This is a genomic window from Neisseria sp. P0001.S007 (assembly GCF_051963655.1).
In the GTDB taxonomy this organism is placed as follows: Bacteria; Pseudomonadota; Gammaproteobacteria; order Burkholderiales; family Neisseriaceae; genus Neisseria; species Neisseria subflava_A.
The window spans coordinates 68,085-86,948 of the sequence record NZ_JBQCUB010000002.1 but is presented as its reverse complement, the minus strand read 5'-3'; the positions used below and the strand labels follow the sequence as shown (position 1 = coordinate 86,948).

Genomic DNA, 18,864 nt, shown 5'->3' with positions numbered 1-18,864 from the left:
GCATCATGTCTGCCTAATCAGCTGAAAATTAAAAGATAGTGATATCAATATGATTCAAGGCCGTCTGAAAGATTTTCAGACGGCCTTATATTGGACACGAAACCAAATACATACCAAGGAATCATTCTATGACTGCCAAATCATGGCATATCGAGGAAGGCAAGCCTTATCCCATGGGCGCGACCCTGACGAGCAAGGGCGCGAATTTCACCTTGTTTTCCATCAATGCCGAAAAGGTCGAATTGTGTCTGTTTGATAAGGATAAAGAAACCCGTTTGGAGATGCCTTCGCGGCGCGGTTCGGTATTTTACGGATTTGTGCCAGACGTTAAGGCAGGGCAGCGATACGGTTTTCGCGTGTATGGACGTGAAAACGCAGAATACGGCTCATGTTTTAATCCCAACAAATTGCTGATTGACCCGTATTCCAAAAAAATTGACGGCAAACCAAGCTACCGTACCGCTGAAGAAATGGCATGGTTCAGGCCGGAAGATGAACGCGACAATGCCGCCGTTGCGCCGAAAAGCGTCGTGGTCGGACGCAGCCGATTTAATTGGGCCAAAGATTGCCGTCCGGAAATACCGTGGGGCAAAACCGTTATTTATGAAGCCCATGTCAAAGGGTTGACCAAGCAGTTCCCCGATTTGAAATATGCAGGCACTTATAAAGCCTTGAGTGATAAACGGGTTTTGGCCTATCTTCAAGAGTTGGGGGTAACGACGGTCGAGCTGCTGCCGATTCATTATCATCTGGACGAATACCATCTTCAGCAGATGGGCTTGAGCAATTATTGGGGCTACAACACTTATTCTCATTTTGCCGTCGAGCCGTCTTATGCCGACAATCCCGAGTGTGCGGCGGCGGAGTTTAAACAAGCGGTCAAAGCCTTGCATCAGGCTGGTTTGGAAGTGATTTTGGATGTCGTGTACAACCACACGGCAGAGCAGGATGATAAAGGCCCGATGCTGTGTCAGCGCGGTATCGACAACACCTTATGGTATTGGCACACCTCTTACGGCAGCTATGAAAACTGGTCGGGTTGCGGCAATACGCTCAATATTGTCCGGCGCGACGTTACCCGTTGGGCGGCAGACAGCCTGCGCTATTGGGCGGAAGAGTTTCATATCGACGGCTTCCGTTTCGATTTGGGAACCGTATTGGGACGCGAGCCTGATTTCCAATCGTACGGCCGTTTTTTCCAAGTCCTGTATCAAGACCCGGTTTTGGCTGGTTTGAAGCTGATTGTTGAAGCATGGGACATCGGCGAGGGTGGCTATCACTTGGGCAATTTCCCGCAACCTTTTGCCGAATGGAACGGCCGTTTCCGCGATGATATGCGCGCGTTTTGGTCATGGGAAAGCGGCAATTTGGGTGCATTTGCCGAACGCTTGGCGGGGTCGTCCGATATTTTCAACCACAGCGGCCGCCGTCCGTCTGCCAGCATTAACTTTATCACCGCGCATGACGGCTTCACTCTGCACGATTTGGTCAGCTACAACGAAAAACACAACGAAGCCAACGGTGAAAACAACCGCGACGGGCATAATGAAAACATCAGCTACAACCACGGCGTAGAAGGCAAAACCGATGATGAAGAGGTTTTGCTCAACCGTGAATACACTTCTAAAGCGCTGCTTGCCTCCTTATTTTTATCCAACGGTACGCCCATGCTTTTGGCCGGCGATGAGTTTGGCAACAGTCAGCAAGGCAACAACAACAGCTACTGCCAAGATAATCCGATTACATGGTTGGATTGGCAAAATGAGCCTCATGAGTTGCAAGATTACACTCAAGCGCTGATACGCGTACGCAGCCGAATCAAGCTGCTGACAGATGATTGCTGGTGGGAAAAAGAGCGTGTGCAATGGCTCAATGCCGACGGCAGCCCAATGACGGAATATTGTTGGCACAACAGGGGCAGCAAGGCGATTCAGGTTGTTTTGGACGATGAATGGCTGCTGTTGGTCAATGCCAAACGTAGTCGTCAGTTATTTAACCTGCCTCAAGGCAATTGGGAAATTTCTTGCGTACCATCTGAGAAATTTAATTACGAAGAGGCTGGGAAATGTGTTGTCGAACACATGGGGATTTGGGTTTTACATAAAACGAATTAAATGAAAACCAAGCCGTTATATTATTAACTCTTTGATATTTTGTTGGTATTTGTTTATTTTTGGCTTGGTGGTATAAATTGAAAATGCCGATAAGATGATGAATAGTTTAATTGTTAATTAAATGTTTTATAAAGAAAAATATATCTTTTTTTTAAATCTTTCCGCTATAATCTCCTTAGTTTGTAACAAATCTACGCACCATTCCTTTCAGACGGCCTGTTGCTGTTGTCAGGCCGTCTGAAAACCGAGTTTCGTTGTTTTTAATAAAACCATCAGGCGCGTTGTCCAGTGCCTCACGCTAGAGAAAGGCTTCCATGGCTAAGAAAAAACTCCCCATCTCCGGTTACGATTATGTAATGCCTAAACCGGACGCCGAAACCATCCGCAAGTCCATCGTTTACAAGCTGATTTTCATCTTGGGCGTAGATCCGAAGGAGGCAACTTCACACCAATGGCTCAACGCCGCCATGCTTGCCGCGCGTGACCTGATTGCGGAAGATTTCCTCAAAACACGCCGCGCCCACATCGACAACAGCAAACGCATGGTTTATTACCTGTCTATGGAATTCCTGCTCGGCCGTTCATTTGTCAACGCGCTGATTAACGAAGGCGTTTACGCCGAATTCGAAGAAGCTTTCAAGCAACTGGGCAAAGAATTTGCCGATGTCTGCGAACAAGAAGAAGATCCGGGTTTGGGTAATGGCGGTTTGGGCCGTCTGGCCGCCTGCTTCCTCGACTCTTTGGCAACCCTGCGCATTCCGGCCATGGGCTACGGCATCCGTTACCAATACGGTATGTTCAAACAAGAAATCGTGGATGGCCAACAAGTTGAAAAACCCGATTTGTGGCTCGACCAAGATTTGGCATGGCAGTTTGCCCGTCCGAACAAACAATATTCCGTCCGTTTCGGCGGTCAAGTATTGAACTTGGGCGACAAAAAAGAATGGCAGCCGAGCGAAGAAATTTCCGCTTGGGCATACGATGAAATCATTCCGGGCTATGGCGGCGAATGTGCCAACCCATTGCGCTTGTGGACTGCACATGCAGGCAACCTGTTCGACCTTGCCGACTTCAACCGAGGCGACTATGCCTCTGCCGTTCGCGCACAAAACAGCGACGAAAACATCTCACGCGTTCTGTATCCGAACGACTCTACCGATTCCGGCCGCGAATTGCGTCTGAAGCAAGAATACTTCTTGGTTTCCGCTTCCGTTCAAGACATCGTCGCCCGCCACAAATGCCGTTTCCCAAGCATCCGCACTTTGGCGAACGAAGTCGCCATCCACTTGAATGACACCCATCCGGTGCTCGCTATTCCAGAATTGATGCGTATCCTGATTGACGAAGAGGGCATCGCATGGACTGAAGCATGGAATATGTGCTGTAAGATTTTCTCTTATACCAACCACACATTGATGAGTGAAGCCTTGGAAACTTGGCAGGTTGACCTGATGGGCCGTCTGCTGCCGCGCCACTTGGACATCATCTTTGAAATCAACGCCTACTTCCTCAATGCCTTGCGTGCCATCGGTAACTTCGACGACGACTTTGTCCGCCGCGTATCCATCATTGACGAAACCCACGGCCGTCGTGTCCGTATGGCATGGCTTGCCGTGATCGGTTCGCACAAAGTCAACGGCGTGGCAAAAATCCACTCCGATTTGATGACCACATCCATCTTTGCCGACTTTGCCAAAGTGTTCCCGGAACGCTTTACCAACGTAACCAACGGCGTCACCCCGCGCCGCTGGATCAACATCGCCAATCCGGGCTTGACCAAATTCTTGGACAAACATCTGGGCGATGAAGACTGGCGTCTGCATTTGGACAACCTGACCAAGCTCAACGACAAAGTGGACGATGCTTCCGTACAGGCAGAATTCGGCAAAGTGAAAAAAGCCGCCAAAGAGCGCCTTGCCAAATACATCGAAACCGAGCTGGGCATCAAAGTTAACACCGATGCACTTTTCGACATCCAAATCAAACGTATCCACGAGTACAAACGTCAAGCATTGAACGTGATGCACATCGTCGACCGTTACAACAAAATCTTGGAAAACCCAGATTTCGATTGGCAGCCGCGCGTGTTCATCTTTGCCGGTAAAGCCGCTTCCGCCTATTACATGGCGAAGAAAATCATCCGACTGATTAACGACGTTGCCAAAGTCATCAACAACGACCCCCGTATCCGTGACCTGATTAAAGTCGTTTACATCCCGAATTACAGCGTCAGCCTTGCCCAAATCATCATCCCGGCCGCCGATTTGCACGAACAAATCTCACTGGCAGGTACAGAGGCATCCGGTACCAGTAACATGAAATTTGCCCTCAACGGCGCAATCTGTATGGGCACACTGGACGGCGCGAACGTTGAGATTTTGGAAAAAGTCGGCGCGGACAACTGCTATATCTTCGGTAACACCGTAGAACAAGTCGAAGAAATCCGCCGCAACGGTTACGACCCGTTGAGCTATATCGAGCGAGACAGCGACCTGCGCCGCGTCGTCAACCAAATCAGCCAAGGCACTTTCTCTCCGGAAGAGCCAAACCGCTACAACGACGTGTTGCAACCATACGGCGACTTCTATCAACTGATGGCCGATTTCCGCAGCTACATCGACACGCAATACAAAGCGGACGAGCACTACCGCAACGTATCCGCATGGCGCAAATCAGCCTTGATCAACATCGCCAACATGGGCTTCTTCTCATCCGACCGCTCCATCGCCGACTACTGCCGCGATATTTGGTACATCAAACCATTGAGCGAAAAAGAATTGCCCAGCAGAAATTAAGCGTTGAGCAGATAGCGAAAGCCGATACATCGGAAAGGTGTATCGGCTTTTTTCAGACGGCATGAAATAGAAACGAGTAAAACAGTATGGTTATATTGTTGCTTTAGGGTATTTCGAAATGACTCAATTTTAAAATCGATATTTAAAATTTAGTAACCATTCATTCTGACGGTAGCGGTAATGTGCTGTATTGCTATGGGAGATTGAGCGTCTGAAACGAAATTCAGGATACACGCCTTTAAGGTTCCACTGCGGAAAGCCCACAGCGGCTATCATTATGTATTGATTGTCGCGCCGCCGTTTGTTGTCGCTGACAAAACTTGCCGCATCATAAAGACTGCGGCGGTGAAGCAGGATGGCGTTGAGGTAAGTACCGCTTGAAAAAAAACTATACGCTCCCAGCCGTGTTGTATATTCCTTGCTGGAAGAAGATTTTTCGGGATAGGCTTTGCGTGTTGCATCAAAGTTGGCGAACAGGCCGCTTTTCGATGTGAGAGAAAATTCTGTCCCCGCGCCCAGTTCGTATTGTTTGTAGTCGGCAAAATAATCTTTGCTTTGTCCGCTGTATCCGGTCTTTTTCGCTCCGGCACGGGCATTGACACGCCAGCGCGGGGAGAGTGTGCGCGACCAGTCGGCATCCACACCCCATGCGCGGTAGTGGGTGTGGCGGTTGCGGAAGTCGTATTCGAAATAGGGCAGCAGGGAAAAGGAGGAGCGTGTGTCGGCATAGGCATATCCCGCGTACAGCGAACTGTTGTGATAGCTGTAATCCGGCATGGCTGTCGAATCTTTGTCTTTTTCCGTGTAGCGGTTGCCGTACAGTACACCGCGCACCAGTACACCGTGATGCCCTTTGAGCGGGATGGTTTTTTCGGCGGTCGCGCTATAGGATGAGAAGGTCGAATCCGTTGGCGCGGGCAGGGTGCGCTCCATCAGGCACATGCCTGAGATTTCCCACACGCATTGGTTGATGCCGTTGCCTTGGTTTACATTGCTATTGTAGCCGTAGCCGAGGCTGATTTGGCCGTGCCAGCGGCGGCGTTTGCCCAGTTCGGACAGATAGTTTTCCACGATGGGGCGGGTTTCAGCAGGAATATCCGTTTTCAGAACTTTCTCAAACGCGGCGGCGGACTCTTTGTTTTGGTTGTCTTCGGCATAAAACCGCCCCGCTTCGAGCAGCAGGCGGGGGTTGTCGGGTTCGGCTTCCAAGGCCGTCTGAAAACTGTTCCCCGCCGCGTGGAAATCCCCTTCGTCCCGTTTTTGCAGCGCATCAGCCAAATGAATCAGCGCGGGTTTATGCTGGGGCAGTTTGGCGTAGCGGGCAGCGAACTGGCGCACCTTGTGCCACTGCCGCGCGTTGAGGGTGTGGTAAATCGCGCTTTCCAACTCTTCCGCCGTGTCGCCGACTTGGTAGACTGTACCGTCTATCATGATGTAGTCGTCGTTTTCTCCCACTTCCCCGTGTGCCTGCTCCGTGTCCAGCCAGCCGCTTTCGCGGTATTGCTGCGTTTGGCGGCTGCCCTCGTCCAGCAGGCGGCGGCGTTCGTCTGCGGCATCGTCGGACGGGGCGGCAAGGCAGACCGTACAGAGCGGTAGAAAAAGCAGGCAGAAGTGGTGTTTCATGGGATAGGGTCCTTTGGGCGGGGAGGCCGTCTGAAAGAAGTCAGATTCGATAAAACCAAAGCGGGATGCAGACTATGGTCAAGCTGCATCCCGTTGTATTCTTGACAATTTGGGCTTATTGTTTGCGACCGCCGAAGGCTACATCTTTATCTGCTCCCGCGCGATCCACGATACCGGCCAAGGCTTCCGCACTGTTGCCGTAGAAACGGCCGGTAATATGTTCGTTCACCTTGCCGTTGTCAAATGTGCCGTTGCTCCGAATATTGGTACCGGCGAAGTTTACACTGTCACCTGGACGGGAGATACTGCCTGTCAGTGAACCTGACCCTGTCCCGTAATTAGCGGTAAGTGTACCGGTGTAGAAATCGTTGCGGCCGGGAGTGTGTTTGTTCACGCCCAATACATTGTATTTAGCATTAACGAGCTTCGGCATATTTCGGGTCGGATTGTCGCCTACATACCAAACGGTGCGTTTGCCGTCCGCCATATTCAAATCCGTACTGTTTTGCGGCGGATTGCCTTTGCGCGGTGCCCATTCGCCGAAGAACACGTTGCCGTCGCTGCCGTTCATACCCGGCACCTTGGCGATGACTAGGCCGCCGAACTTGGGTGCGGCGGGAATGGCCGGGTTGGCCATCTGGCGCACGCTGTATACTTCGGTGTTGTTGTGGCGGTTTTCATACCACACCTGTCCCAACGGCGGATTATAGAACCAGCCGATTACCGGTTTCACATCCTTTAAGGTCAGATAATGCGGATTGCGCGTGCCGTCCACATTGGCATAGGGGTCGTTGCCGTTAATCGGAACTTTCTGTGTGCCCTGTTTATATTTGATACCGATATGTTTAACCGGGCCGTCTTCCAGATTGATGGAGTTTGACCAACTATGGCCGTTGTCGGTACTGAATGCTAAGCCTGCCTTGCCAGCACCGAAGGGCTGCCAACTGGAGGTACCTGGTTTGACCGTTATCCAATAGCCATCCTTTCTTTTTTGACTTGAACCACCTTCCGGAGCGGCGACGGCTGCGCCAAAAACACCGCACAGCGTCGCGGCCAACAGGGTTTGTTTGAAGATAGACATGATAAGTCTCCTTTTAAACATTAAGTGAATAACAACAAACATCCGCTTTATTGCCGCCGGCTGGCGGAAAAAACGGCAAAAAGCCTTCCCCTGCGGGGCGGTTTGGTTTGTGTATCCCTATGTCCGGCGCGTTTGCCGCACCTGTCGTTATCCGTCCGGCTAAAATTTCGCCGTCAGCCCGAAGGTAACCGTCCTGCCCGGCCCGGGGGCGGGCACGTTGGACATCGGGTCAAGGTAGTAGCGGTTGGTCAGATTGGTAATGCCTAAGTTGACGTTGAGGTTTTTGTGCACCTGATAGCGGCCGTACACGTCCCATGTCAGCGAGGGGTTCCAATGGTAGGGCTTGCCGGTGCTGTTGAAGATATGCCCCAAACCCCGCTTCAACAGTTGGTCGTATTGCTTGGTATTGACGCGGCTGTGGTAGATGCCGCGCAGGCCGAATTCGAGTTTCTCGCCCAAGGCGCGCATGCCCGCATCAAGGTTGACCGAATACTTCGGCTGCAGTGCCTGGTAGCCGCGCGTGCTGCCGTAGCCCCCTTCGATGCAGACCGGTATGCCTTTGTAGCCGTAGGGGTCGAAATCGAAGGCCGTGTCGCGGTCGCACATCTGCTGTTTCAGGCGGTAGGTCGCGCCCAGCGCGGCGAAGAAGCGGCCGCTGTCGATGCGGCCCTGCCATTCCAGCCCGGCGGTATCCTTGCTGTCGTATTGCACGGTGCGGAAATGGTCGGTGGTCTCGATTACGTTCCGGATGCGGTTGCGGTAGTAGGTCAGGCGCATATCGCCTTGGCGCAGCCGGGCAAAGTGCGGTGCGAAGTTAAAGTTGTAGCCGATTTCCAGGCTGCGGCTGCGTTCCGGCTTGAAGCGGAAATTCGGCGCTTTGGGCGATCCGACATAGTCCAGGTCGTTGTAAAAGCTGCCGACTTCGTACACGCTGGGGAAGCGGGTCATCTGCGCGTAGCGCACGAATAAGCGGTTGTTGTCGGTCAGGTCGTAGCTGACGGCGACGGTCGGCGCCCAGGCATGGGCGCGTATCGGTTTGGGCTGCGCCCAGTATTGCTCTTCAGTGTAGTGTTTATTGATAATCTTATGTTCTGATCCGGTATCACCGCCGGTTTCCGGATAACCGACACCCATATTGGATAGTTTTCCTGCTTTGTAATGATCAAGACAGGTTATTACGCTATTTCTTATACAGTTCTCAGAATTCCCCAACCCTGCCCAATATCGGTAATGTGACTGATTCAATCCCTGTGGATTGGCAACCTTTTCCTGATAATTTTTCACAAAATCATGGAAATGTTCGGGCAGCGAACCGCTGTCCAGCTTGCCGTTCACAAATGGCACATATACGGGGCGCACCCGGTACAACGGATGATTTTGAGAATTATTACCATAATAACCTGTACCGTCACCATAAGCAAGCCCGTCACTGCCGATATATTGATACTGGTCGTATACCTTATATTCCGAACTATTATACTCTTTCGGCAGTTTATAGCGTGCGCCGTGCGCCTGCATAGCCCGGTTGGCGGCGGCGATGGCGGTATCATCGCCTGACTGGTGGGCACGTCGGCTCTGTTCGGATACCGCGTCCCAATCGCGCCGCTCCCGATCGCCAACCAGCTCGAAATATGGGATGTACACACCGTCCGAATAAGTGCCGCTGTCGCCACCTCCGGCCTGATAGCGTGGGTCGCGGCGGGCGCGGCCTTCGGCCAGGGCGGTATCGAAGCCCCTGAAGTTGTGGTAGCGGATGCCGGCGGAGATTTTCAAACGGTCGGTGGCCTGCCAGTCGAATACCAAGTTTGTTCCCCATTCGCGCCGTTTGCCACCGCGCGGGCCGGCGATTTTCGTCATGCCGGTGGCCATGCCGGCAAGATTGAACAAATCCTGAGAGTTAACCACATCCACTTCTTCCTCAAGCTTCTCGTTCTGATAGTCGGCGGACAGGGTTATGTTCAGGCGCGGGTGTAGGCGGAAGCGGTTGTTGAGGTCGAAGCCCGTACGGCTGACGCGGGTTTTCTGTTCTGCTCCGGAAAGCACACGGTATTGTCCGTTTTCGTTGGGCAGGATTTTCATCACTTCTTCTTTGCTCAAACCGTTGATGCCGTAATCGTTCAGCAGGCTGCCGCAGCTGCTGTAGTTGTCAGCATAATCTGGCGGAAGTTGTCCGCGTTTGGTACACCAGTACCAGGCATCGTAATAGGGGTCGGGGCGGGCGGCAGACAAATCCATGCCGCCGCTCTGGTGGCGGGTGGAGTTGGTTTTGATGCGCCACAAGTTGGCCTGCAGGTCTATCCAGCGGCTGTTTTCGGGCTTCCAGTCCCAGCCGAGTTTGTAGGTGTCGGTGCGGATATTGGAATCGATACTTTGCATCTGCGGCGACAATGATCTGGGGCGGCTGCTGGGGTTGTGCTCTTCCATATTCATCACATAGGTGGCGTGGAAGGGGTTGATTTCGCCGAAGCGCACGTCGGTGCGCATATACTGCCAGCCAAGTTTATGGTTGCTAGGCAGATGCCAGTTGTTTTTCAGCAGCAGGGTTTTGGTCCTGATGTTGCTGTTGAACACTTCCACACCGGGGTGGTAGACCTTGGCCATATTGGGCACGAAGGTGGCGGAGTTTTTGCAGTCGAATTCGCTGCCGCCTTCATCGCCGCATTTTTGCAGGTCGTATACCGGATTGTGCAGGTAGCCTTCCGCATCCTTGCGTCCGGCAAAGTAGTTGCCCTTGTCGCGGTAGCTGTAGGCGGCCAGGCCGTCTGAAAGTTCGGTTTTGAAGGCGGCGGCGGCCATATAGCTGCGGTCATTGCCGAAACGCCAATTGTCGCGGCCGCTTTTATGTTTGGGCGGGGTCAGGCCGTCAGCCACCAAGGCCTGCGGGCTTTGTTTGCCGGTATGCGGGTCGACGCCGCCGCCCGCGCCGTCGGCCGTCGCGCCGAAAGGCAGGGTTCGGTAGTCTTCCCAGCCCAGCCATTGGTTGAGGTTGTTGGCCTGTTTGTTGCTGTTGTTGGAGAACTCCGTTTTCAGTTGGAAGCCGAATTTTTTCCCTTCGGGGATGATGTCGGCGGGTTCGATGGTGCGGATGGTTACCGCGCCGCCGACGCCCGATTTCACGCCGCGCGTGAGGGCGGGGCTTTTTTCCACCGCGATGCTGCGGAATAGGGCGGGGTCGAGGTAGTTGCGGTCGCCCACTCCGTAGTTGTTCATCCATACGTCTATGGTTTGCTCTGTACCATCCACAGTAACGGGGATGCGGCCCTTGCCGGTGATGCCGCGTATGTTGGGCGTAATCGCGCCGCCGGCGGTGCGGGTGTTCATGTTGTACACGCCGTTTAAGCCTTTGAGTACGTCGCCGGCGGATTGGACGCGGTAGCGTTCGAGGTATTCTTTGCCAACATAGGCGTTGGAGACGTTTTTGTAATACACGTCGTCCGCGCCTTTTTGGTCGTTGGTACGTTTGCCACTGACAACAACGGTATCCAATTCTTGGTATTGTTTGGGTTGAGCTGAGGTTTCGATGGCATTAGCAACGGTTAATGTACTGAATGCGCTGGCAAGGCTGAGAATAATTATTTTGGGTTTGGGAGTAAAAGTAGACATAGTTTCTCTTTGTTAAGAACTTAATATAAGAGGTTAAAATACTCTTTTATATAAAAAATATAAAATTTTTAAATATTATTAATATTTATATCATAATTGATTATTCTTATCATTATTGAAATAATCTAATAAATAGTCGTTTTTATCATAATTTTATTTGGATAATATTCAGATAAATAGAAATATGAAAAGGCCGTCTGAAAATGTTCAGACGGCCTTTTGTTTCATTTACTTTGAGAATCAATCAAGCAAGATTATTTTTCAGCTTCTTCAAAACCGACGACTTCTAAGCCGAAGCCGGTGAGGCCGGTGAAGGATGATGGCTGGCCGAGGACGCGCAGTTTTTTGACGTTGAGGCCGGCGAGGATTTGTGCGCCTATGCCGTAACTTTTGCTGTCCCATTTGTAGGCTTGGTTTGCGCCTTTGGGCAGGGTGCGGTCGAGCAGGGTGGCGCCGTCTTCGGTGCGGTGCAGGAGGATGACTACGCCGCTTTCGGCTTGTTGGATGCGCTCAAGGGCTTTGGGCAGCGACCATGAATGGCGCGGATTGGCTTGGATGAAGTCCATGACGCTGAAGGGTTCGTGGACGCGGACGAGGGTTTCTTCGTCGGCGGTTGGTGTGCCTTTGACGAGGGCGAGGTGGGTTTCGCCGGAGAGTTTGTCGACGTAAACGTGTTGTTGGAACTCGCCCCACGGGGTTTGTACGGGTGCGTTGCCCATGTCTTCGAGCAGGCTTTCGGTACGGCTGCGGTATTCGATGAGGTCGGTAATGGTGCCGATTTTGAGATTGTGTTCTTCGGCGAATTTCATCAGTTCGGGCATACGCGCCATGGTGCCGTCGTCGTTGATGATTTCGCAGATGACGGCGGCCGGAATCAGGCCGTTCATTTGTGCCAGATCGACGCCGGCTTCGGTATGTCCTGCGCGGACGAGTACGCCGCCTTTTTGGGCGCGGAGTGGGAAGATGTGGCCGGGTTGGACGATGTCTTCTGGTTTGGCGGATGGGGAAACGGCGGTTTGAATGGTCAGGGCGCGGTCGGCGGCGGAAATGCCGGTGGTAATGCCGTGGGCGGCTTCGATGGAGACGGTAAAGTTGGTGCCGTATTGTGCGCCGTTTTTCTGGGTCATCATGGGCAGGCCGAGTTTTTCGACCATTTCGCCGTCCATCGGCAGGCAGACCAAGCCGCGTGCGTTTTTGATCATGAAGTTGATGGCTTCTGGGGTAACGAATTGGGCGGCCATCAGCAAGTCGCCTTCGTTTTCGCGGTCTTCGGCATCGGTGATGATGACCATTTTGCCGGCTTTGATGTCTGCTAGGATTTCGGGGATGGTGGAGATGTGGGACATGGTATTTCTTTCTTGGCTGATGGTGGGGGCGTGGCGGTCTTGGTGGTCTTGATCCAGCCACATGTCAGGCATATTGGCTGCCTGCTCGATTTTTCGGGCTTTTTTCTCGCCGAAAGATTTGTTTTTCAGCAGGGCGGACAGCTCGCCTTGGTTGATGGCGATGGCTTGTGCAAACTTGGTCTGCTGGCCGTTGTAGTGTTGTGTTATCCATTGCCGCAGATTGTGGCGGCGCAGGTCGGTGGTATTCATGATGAGATGAAATTGAATTGTGTGTAATGGATTGTAGTCTTGTCTTTACCAAAAGGCAAACTTTGTTTGTTGAGATTTTTTATTACTTTTTGGTAATGAAATTTATTGTTTCAGACGGCCTGGGTATGGCTTGAAATTGACGGTTTTGGGAGAATATGGGGAATGTTTTGATGATTATTTTAACGGGGGATGTTTGAAATGAAAATGCTTGGGCGCGGATTGGTCGTGCTGGTGTTGTGTGTGCTGACGGCTGCAGGCGGCTGGTTTTATGCCCTGCATGGTCAGAACGAAGAACATCAGGTTTTGTCCCGCGAAGGGGTTTTGATGCAGATTAAGCAGATGAACCGCTTGGAAAGTACGGCATTTTATATCGATACGATTATCCGTACGGAGAAAAAAGGGGATTGGCGCAGGCTTTGGCAGGATTCTCAAAGCGGTATTTTTATTGTGCGCGGTAAGGTGTTGGCCGGTTTGGATTTGGACAAGTTAGGCTCGGACAATGTCAATATTGTGGATGACAAGGTATTGATCAGCCTGCCGGCGGTGGAAATCTTGAGCGTGGATTTGGAAAATATCGAAGTGTACGATATTCAGACCGGCTCGTTTAATTTGCTGCCTATGGATAAGTCTGTATTTAAGACGGTGCAGGAAGAGGCGAAACGGCAGGTATTGCAAAGCGCGTGCAAGGCTGAGATTTTGGAACATGCCAACCGTCAGGCGCAAACGCAATTGGAAAACTTATTTGCATTGACGCAGACGAAGGTATCTGTCTATCCGGCTGCAGTAGGGAAGTGCGGTTAAATAGATTGCTTGAAAAGATAAGGCCGTCTGAAAAATTTTCAGACGGCCTTTGTTTCATTAAACCATTATCCGCGTCGTAAAACGGCGGTATTGATGTATTTTTGAATGCCTGTTGCAATGGCTTGGGCGCATTGTTGGCGGAAGGATTCGCTGCCGAGCAGCCGCTCTTCGGTAGGGTTGGAGAGGAAGGCAGTTTCCACCAAAATGGACGGAACATCAGGCGCGCGGAGGACAGCAAAGTTAGCCTCGTCAACGCGGCCTTTGTGCAGTTGGTTGAGTTTGCCCAATTCGGTCAAGACGGAATGGCCGAGCTTGCGGCTGTCGCGCAGGGTCGCGGTTTGGGTCATGTCCAAAATGGCGTTGTCGACATTGGAGTTGCCACTGGTTTGTACGCCGCCGATGGCGTCGGCGTTGTTTTGGGTTTGGGCAAGGAATTTTGCCGCCGAGCTGGTCGCGCCTTTGGTATTGAGCATATATACGCCGGTACCGCGTGCAGACGGGCTGGTAAAGGCATCGGCGTGGATGGATACGAATACGTCGGCATTGCGCGCACGGCCTTTGGCAACGCGTACGCCCAATGGGATAAAGATGTCTTCGTTGCGCGTCATGAATACGTTGTAACCCAAGGCTTCAAGGCGTTTTTTGGTTTCGCGGGCGATGGAGAGTACGACGTTTTTTTCTTTAAGTCCGCTTGGGCCTATTGCTCCAGGGTCTTCGCCACCGTGACCGGGATCGATCATAATCACGGGACGGCGGTTGCCACCGCTGCCGCGATTGTTTTTAGGGGCAGGGGTGTCGTATGCGATATTGGTATTCGTACGTTGTTTGGGAATATTGCCGTTGAGCAAGGCCATCATCGGGTCGTTGGCATCTGCGCCGTGCGGATAGAGGTCGATAACCAAGCGGTTTCTGAAGTTGCCGACGGGGGCGAGCGCAAAGACTTGCGGATGGGTGCTTTGTTTGAGGTCGATGACGATACGCACGGTATTGGGCGTATTTTGACCGGCACGAATGCTGCGGATAAAAGGGTCGTTAGACAGCACTTTGCTGGAAATGCCTTGCAGGACGCTGTTGATTTCCGCTCCTTGAATATCTACGACCAACCGGCTGGGGTTGTCCAACATAAAATGTTGGTATTTCATTGAGTGGTTGCTCTCAAGGGTAATGCGTGTGTAGGCATTCGCCGGCCAAATGCGGACGGCAAGGAATTGCGCAGGAGAGGCCGGTTTGGCCAATGCGGCACCAACGGGTGTGAGGGTGAGAAATAGTCCTGTGCCTTGACGGAGAATGTGTCTTCTAGTTAATTTGACCATGATTCTAAACTTTTTCGGCCTTGGTTTGTGTGGGCGGAAAAGGTGCAGGTTCTGCCCTTATCGGTGTACGTCAATGTAATGGTAATGTCTGCCGGAGGTGTGAATTCCCCGCCTTGCTGCGGCCATTCGATGAGGCAGATGCTGTCGGGCGCAAACAATTCGTCCAAACCGGCATCTTCCCATTCCTCGGGCATGGTAAAGCGGTAGAGGTCGAAATGGTGGAGGGTGAATGTATCCAGCGGATAAGATTCGACAATGGTGTAAGTCGGGCTTTTAACTGCGCCCGTATGCCCCAGTCCGCGCAAAATCCCGCGTGTCAGCGTGGTTTTGCCTGCACCCAGCCCGCCTTCAAGATAGATGGTCAGCGGAGCGGAAAGCTGCTTGCTCCATTCTTCACCCAGTTTCAGGGTTGCTTCTTCATCGGGCAGAAAACGGGTGTAAAGTCCGTTTGAGTGCATGGAATAGGCCTTGTCGTTCAAAAGGCTTAATTATGATGGAATTGGCGGCGTTTGCAAACCTGATAGACGATAAAGTTAGATAAAGATAGTGTTGAGGCCGTCTGAAAACGGAATTCAGACGGCCTTTAATGTTAAAATGAAAATATCCCTCACAAAATTGCGAGACAGCTTATGCCTTTATCCATAGACGAACAATTATTGCCGCACCGCAATGCCATCGACAGCATCGATGCGGAAATCCTCCGTTTGCTCAACGAGCGCGCCGGTCATGCGCATGCTATCGGCGAATTGAAAGGGACAGGCGCGGTGTACCGTCCTGAACGGGAAGTGGCCGTTTTGCGCCGGATTCAGGATTTGAACCGAGGCCCTTTGCCTGATGAATCGGTCACCCGGCTGTTTCGCGAGATTATGAGCGAATGTTTGGCGGTAGAGCGTCCTTTAACGATTGCTTATTTGGGCCCGAAGGGGACATTTACCCAGCAAGCCGCCATCAAACATTTCGGCCACGCCGCACACACCATGGCGTGTACCACCATCGACAACTGTTTCAAACAAGTTGAAACGCGCCAAGCCGATTATTTGGTGGCGCCGGTAGAAAATTCGACCGAAGGCTCGGTAGGGCGCACTTTGGATTTGCTGGCCGTAACCGCATTGAAAGCCTGCGGTGAAGTGGTTGTCCGCATTCATCACAATCTGCTGCGTAAAGACAGCCACGAAATTGGCGGCATTACCAAAGTTTTCGCTCATGCCCAAGCCTTGGCGCAATGTAACGACTGGCTCGGCCGCAACCTGCCCAATGCGGAACGTATCGCAGTAGCCAGCAATGCAGAAGCAGCGCGTCTGGTTGCCGAATCTGACAGCCCGAATGTGGCCGCCATTGCCGGACGTATTGCCGCGGAAATTTATCAGTTGAGCTTTGCCGCCGAGTGTATCGAAGACGAAGCGAACAACACCACGCGCTTCTTGGTGATGGGCCATCAAGAAACCGGCCGCAGCGGCAACGATAAAACCTCTTTGGTCGTCTCCGCACCCAACCGTGCCGGTGCCGTTACTTCGTTGTTGCAACCTTTTACCGAATTAGGCATTTCCATGACCAAATTTGAAAGCCGCCCAAGCAAATCGGTTTTGTGGGAATACCTGTTCTTCATCGATATCGAAGGCCACCAAAGCGATGAAAATGTCCAAAAAGCCTTGCAGCTTTTGGGCGAACGCGCTTCCTTCGTGAAAGTTGTCGGCTCTTATCCGACCGTTGTTTTGTAAGGATTATTAGGCATCAAAGGCCGTCTGAAAAGTTTTCAGACGGCCTAAATTATGTTCTCAATAGTTGCCATTTATGCAACATTATTGGCAGATTGATGTCAGTAAGTTTGCATGATTGGAAATGAACACTCTATAATCCGAACGTTTTTAATATTTTCATGCAAAGAAAGGAGCAAGCCATGACATGCAATACTTCAATCCGCTCAATCACATTCTTTGCAGCCCAAGCGTCGGTCTGACTTTCGGATAACGCTTTCGCATTCCATGTCGCCCGCTTCGGGCTGCTTTCCCTACGATTATCGGCTAGAAACCAGGCCGTCTGAACATTTCGCAGACGGTGGATATTTATTGTCATCAGTTGCCGGTTTCTATCCGTTTTAAAGAAAGCATAAACACATGGGCAATTATCCCCATCATATTCAAATTATTGCCGATTCAAATACATGGATTGAAGGCAACGCTGTCGCACAGCTCGAAACCACCGCCCGATTACCGCATATGCTACGCGTTGCCGGAATGCCGGATTTACACGCAGGGCGCGGTTATCCGGTTGGTGCGGCATTTTTCAGCGACCGTCATTTTTATCCTGCCCTGATTGGGAACGACATCGGTTGCGGCATGGCGTTTTGGCAGACCGATTTACGCGCAGCCAAACTCAAACCGGCCAAACTCGCCAAACAGCTGGGCAATATCGATACGCCGTTGGATAAAGACGAACAGGTCGATTTATTAGACGACGCTGTCGATATACGCCAATTTTCAGACGGCCTTGCCGTAGGTACGATTGGCGGCGGCAACCATTTTGCCGAGTTGCAAACCGTTGATAACGTTTATTGCGCCGATTTGCTTCCGACAGATTTCGATGAAAACCATCTGCAACTGTTGGTGCATAGCGGTTCGCGCGGATTGGGCCAGCAGATTTTGCAACGCCATATTGCCGCCTTTGGGCATCAAGGTTTGGCGGAAGAGGGCGAAGCGGCGGCAGCCTATCTTGCCGAACACCAAGCAGCCCTTGAATTTGCCAGCCTTAACCGCCGTTTGATTGCGGCCAGAATGCTTGACCGTTGGCGTGCAGAAGGAACATGCCTGCTCGATGTCCACCATAATTTTTTGGAGCAAACCGAGATTGACGGCATAACCGGTTGGCTGCACCGAAAAGGCGCAACGCCCACTGATAAAGGCTTGGTCATGATACCCGGCTCGCGCGGCGATTACAGCTATCTGGTTCGACCTGCCGAAGACTGCCAAATTTCTTTGAATACCTTGGCTCACGGCGCAGGTCGGAAGTGGCAGCGCGGCGAATGCAAAGGCAGGCTGTCGCACAAATATACTGCCGACAGCCTGCGCCAGACCGAATTCGGCAGTGTGGTCGTTTGTCAGGATAAGGCCTTGATTTTTGAAGAAGCACCGCAGGCTTATAAAAGCATCGACAGCGTTATTGCCGCCATGAAAAATGCAGGTTTGATTGAATTGGTTGCGCGGTTTAAACCTGTTTTGACCTATAAAACCGGCGGCGAGTGTGGAGCGTAAAGATGAAACAGAATACACCATTGATTTATCTGCAAATTTCCACCGCGCAAGGGCCGGCAGAGTGCCGAATATTTGCCCGTTTCGTCTTGGGCAAGCTGCTTGCCGAAGCTCAAGCCAAAGGCATTGATGCCGAACTTGTTACCGAAACCGCCGATAAGTACGGTATTTTGTCGGCAACACTCAAATTGGAAGGGCAGAAAGCCGAAAGCTTGGTGCAAACTTGGCAGGGGACGCTCCAATGGATATGTCCTAGCCCTGTCCGTCCGAAACATCCGCGTAAAAATTGGTATATAGGCGTTTTTCGCTTGCCCGATATGCCGCAGATGTATGAAATGCCGTCTGAAAACGGAATCGAGTTTCAAACCTGCCGCTCAGGGGGCAAGGGTGGGCAACACGTCAATAAAACCGAAAGCGCCGTCCGCGCCACCCATAAAGAAAGCGGCATTTCCGTGCGGGTCGAGAGCGAACGCAGCCAGCACGCCAATAAAAAATTGGCGGTAATGTCATTGGCGCAAAAGCTGGCGGAGCATCATGCCGGACAAGCTGGAAGTTTTGCACAGGAGCAGCACGCGCAACTCTATCAAGTTGAGCGCGGCAATCCGAAAAGGACGTTTGTCGGAGCTACGTTTAAGGAGAAATAATTTATCTGCCAGATAAGCAGGCATAGTGAAAACATAAATCAAAGGCCGTC

12 protein-coding genes are annotated in these 18,864 nt (G+C 51.9%); 6 read left to right on the top strand and 6 right to left on the bottom strand.

What is annotated here, in order from left to right; all coding sequences use genetic code 11:
• Window positions 1–128 precede the first annotated feature (128 nt).
• A complete protein-coding gene (gene glgX / locus ACTHRE_RS02805; protein WP_440344813.1) occupies window positions 129–2,114 on the top strand; it encodes a glycogen debranching protein GlgX in 1,986 nt (661 codons plus the stop codon).
• 314 nt (window positions 2,115–2,428) lie between these two features.
• Window positions 2,429–4,909 carry a glycogen/starch/alpha-glucan phosphorylase gene (locus ACTHRE_RS02800; RefSeq protein ID WP_377072261.1) on the top strand — a complete coding sequence of 827 codons (2,481 nt, stop codon included), beginning with the start codon at window positions 2,429–2,431 and terminating at the stop codon, window positions 4,907–4,909.
• 129 nt (window positions 4,910–5,038) lie between these two features.
• Here the strand turns inward: ACTHRE_RS02800 and ACTHRE_RS02795 are convergent, their stop codons facing one another.
• The 4 genes from ACTHRE_RS02795 to ribBA form a co-directional block, all read right to left on the bottom strand.
• Window positions 5,039–6,532 carry a surface lipoprotein assembly modifier gene (locus tag ACTHRE_RS02795; RefSeq protein ID WP_377072263.1) on the bottom strand — a complete coding sequence of 498 codons (1,494 nt, stop codon included), beginning with the start codon at window positions 6,530–6,532 and terminating at the stop codon, window positions 5,039–5,041.
• A 115-nt stretch (window positions 6,533–6,647) separates the two neighbouring features.
• Window positions 6,648–7,613 carry a Slam-dependent surface lipoprotein gene (locus tag ACTHRE_RS02790; RefSeq protein WP_063068230.1) on the bottom strand — a complete coding sequence of 322 codons (966 nt, stop codon included), beginning with the start codon at window positions 7,611–7,613 and terminating at the stop codon, window positions 6,648–6,650.
• 159 nt (window positions 7,614–7,772) lie between these two features.
• A complete protein-coding gene (locus ACTHRE_RS02785) occupies window positions 7,773–11,216 on the bottom strand; it encodes a TonB-dependent receptor domain-containing protein (RefSeq protein ID WP_440344812.1) in 3,444 nt (1,147 codons plus the stop codon).
• Window positions 11,217–11,470: 254 nt separating this feature from the next.
• Window positions 11,471–12,811: a bifunctional 3,4-dihydroxy-2-butanone-4-phosphate synthase/GTP cyclohydrolase II gene (gene ribBA, locus ACTHRE_RS02780; RefSeq protein WP_377072267.1), complete on the bottom strand. Its 1,341-nt coding sequence runs from the start codon at window positions 12,809–12,811 to the stop codon at window positions 11,471–11,473.
• A gap of 189 nt (window positions 12,812–13,000) precedes the next feature.
• Here ribBA and ACTHRE_RS02775 point away from each other — a divergent pair, with 189 nt between their 5' ends.
• Window positions 13,001–13,612: a DUF4230 domain-containing protein gene (locus ACTHRE_RS02775; protein WP_377072269.1), complete on the top strand. Its 612-nt coding sequence runs from the start codon at window positions 13,001–13,003 to the stop codon at window positions 13,610–13,612.
• A 65-nt stretch (window positions 13,613–13,677) separates the two neighbouring features.
• On the opposite strand, the gene ACTHRE_RS02770 is transcribed toward ACTHRE_RS02775, so the two are convergent.
• Together ACTHRE_RS02770 and tsaE are read right to left on the bottom strand one after the other, a co-directional pair.
• Entirely contained in the window at window positions 13,678–14,925 is a 1,248-nt protein-coding gene (locus ACTHRE_RS02770) for an N-acetylmuramoyl-L-alanine amidase (protein WP_377072271.1), read from the bottom strand.
• A complete protein-coding gene (tsaE, locus tag ACTHRE_RS02765) occupies window positions 14,913–15,383 on the bottom strand; it encodes a tRNA (adenosine(37)-N6)-threonylcarbamoyltransferase complex ATPase subunit type 1 TsaE (RefSeq protein ID WP_063076419.1) in 471 nt (156 codons plus the stop codon). The genes ACTHRE_RS02770 and tsaE overlap by 13 nt, the downstream gene beginning before the upstream one ends.
• Window positions 15,384–15,554: 171 nt before the next feature.
• On the opposite strand from tsaE, the gene pheA reads away from it, so the two are divergent.
• The 3 genes from pheA to prfH all read left to right on the top strand — a co-directional run bounded on the left by pheA (window position 15,555) and on the right by prfH (window position 18,814).
• Window positions 15,555–16,643: a prephenate dehydratase gene (gene pheA / locus ACTHRE_RS02760; protein WP_070843123.1), complete on the top strand. Its 1,089-nt coding sequence runs from the start codon at window positions 15,555–15,557 to the stop codon at window positions 16,641–16,643.
• 396 nt (window positions 16,644–17,039) lie between these two features.
• On the top strand, window positions 17,040–18,173 hold the full coding sequence (locus ACTHRE_RS02755) for an RNA ligase RtcB family protein (RefSeq protein ID WP_377072273.1): 1,134 nt from the start codon (window positions 17,040–17,042) through the stop codon (window positions 18,171–18,173).
• A 2-nt stretch (window positions 18,174–18,175) separates the two neighbouring features.
• Window positions 18,176–18,814, top strand: a complete 639-nt coding sequence (gene prfH, locus ACTHRE_RS02750; protein WP_377072275.1) for a peptide chain release factor H — start codon at window positions 18,176–18,178, stop codon at window positions 18,812–18,814.
• Window positions 18,815–18,864: the final 50 nt, after the last annotated feature.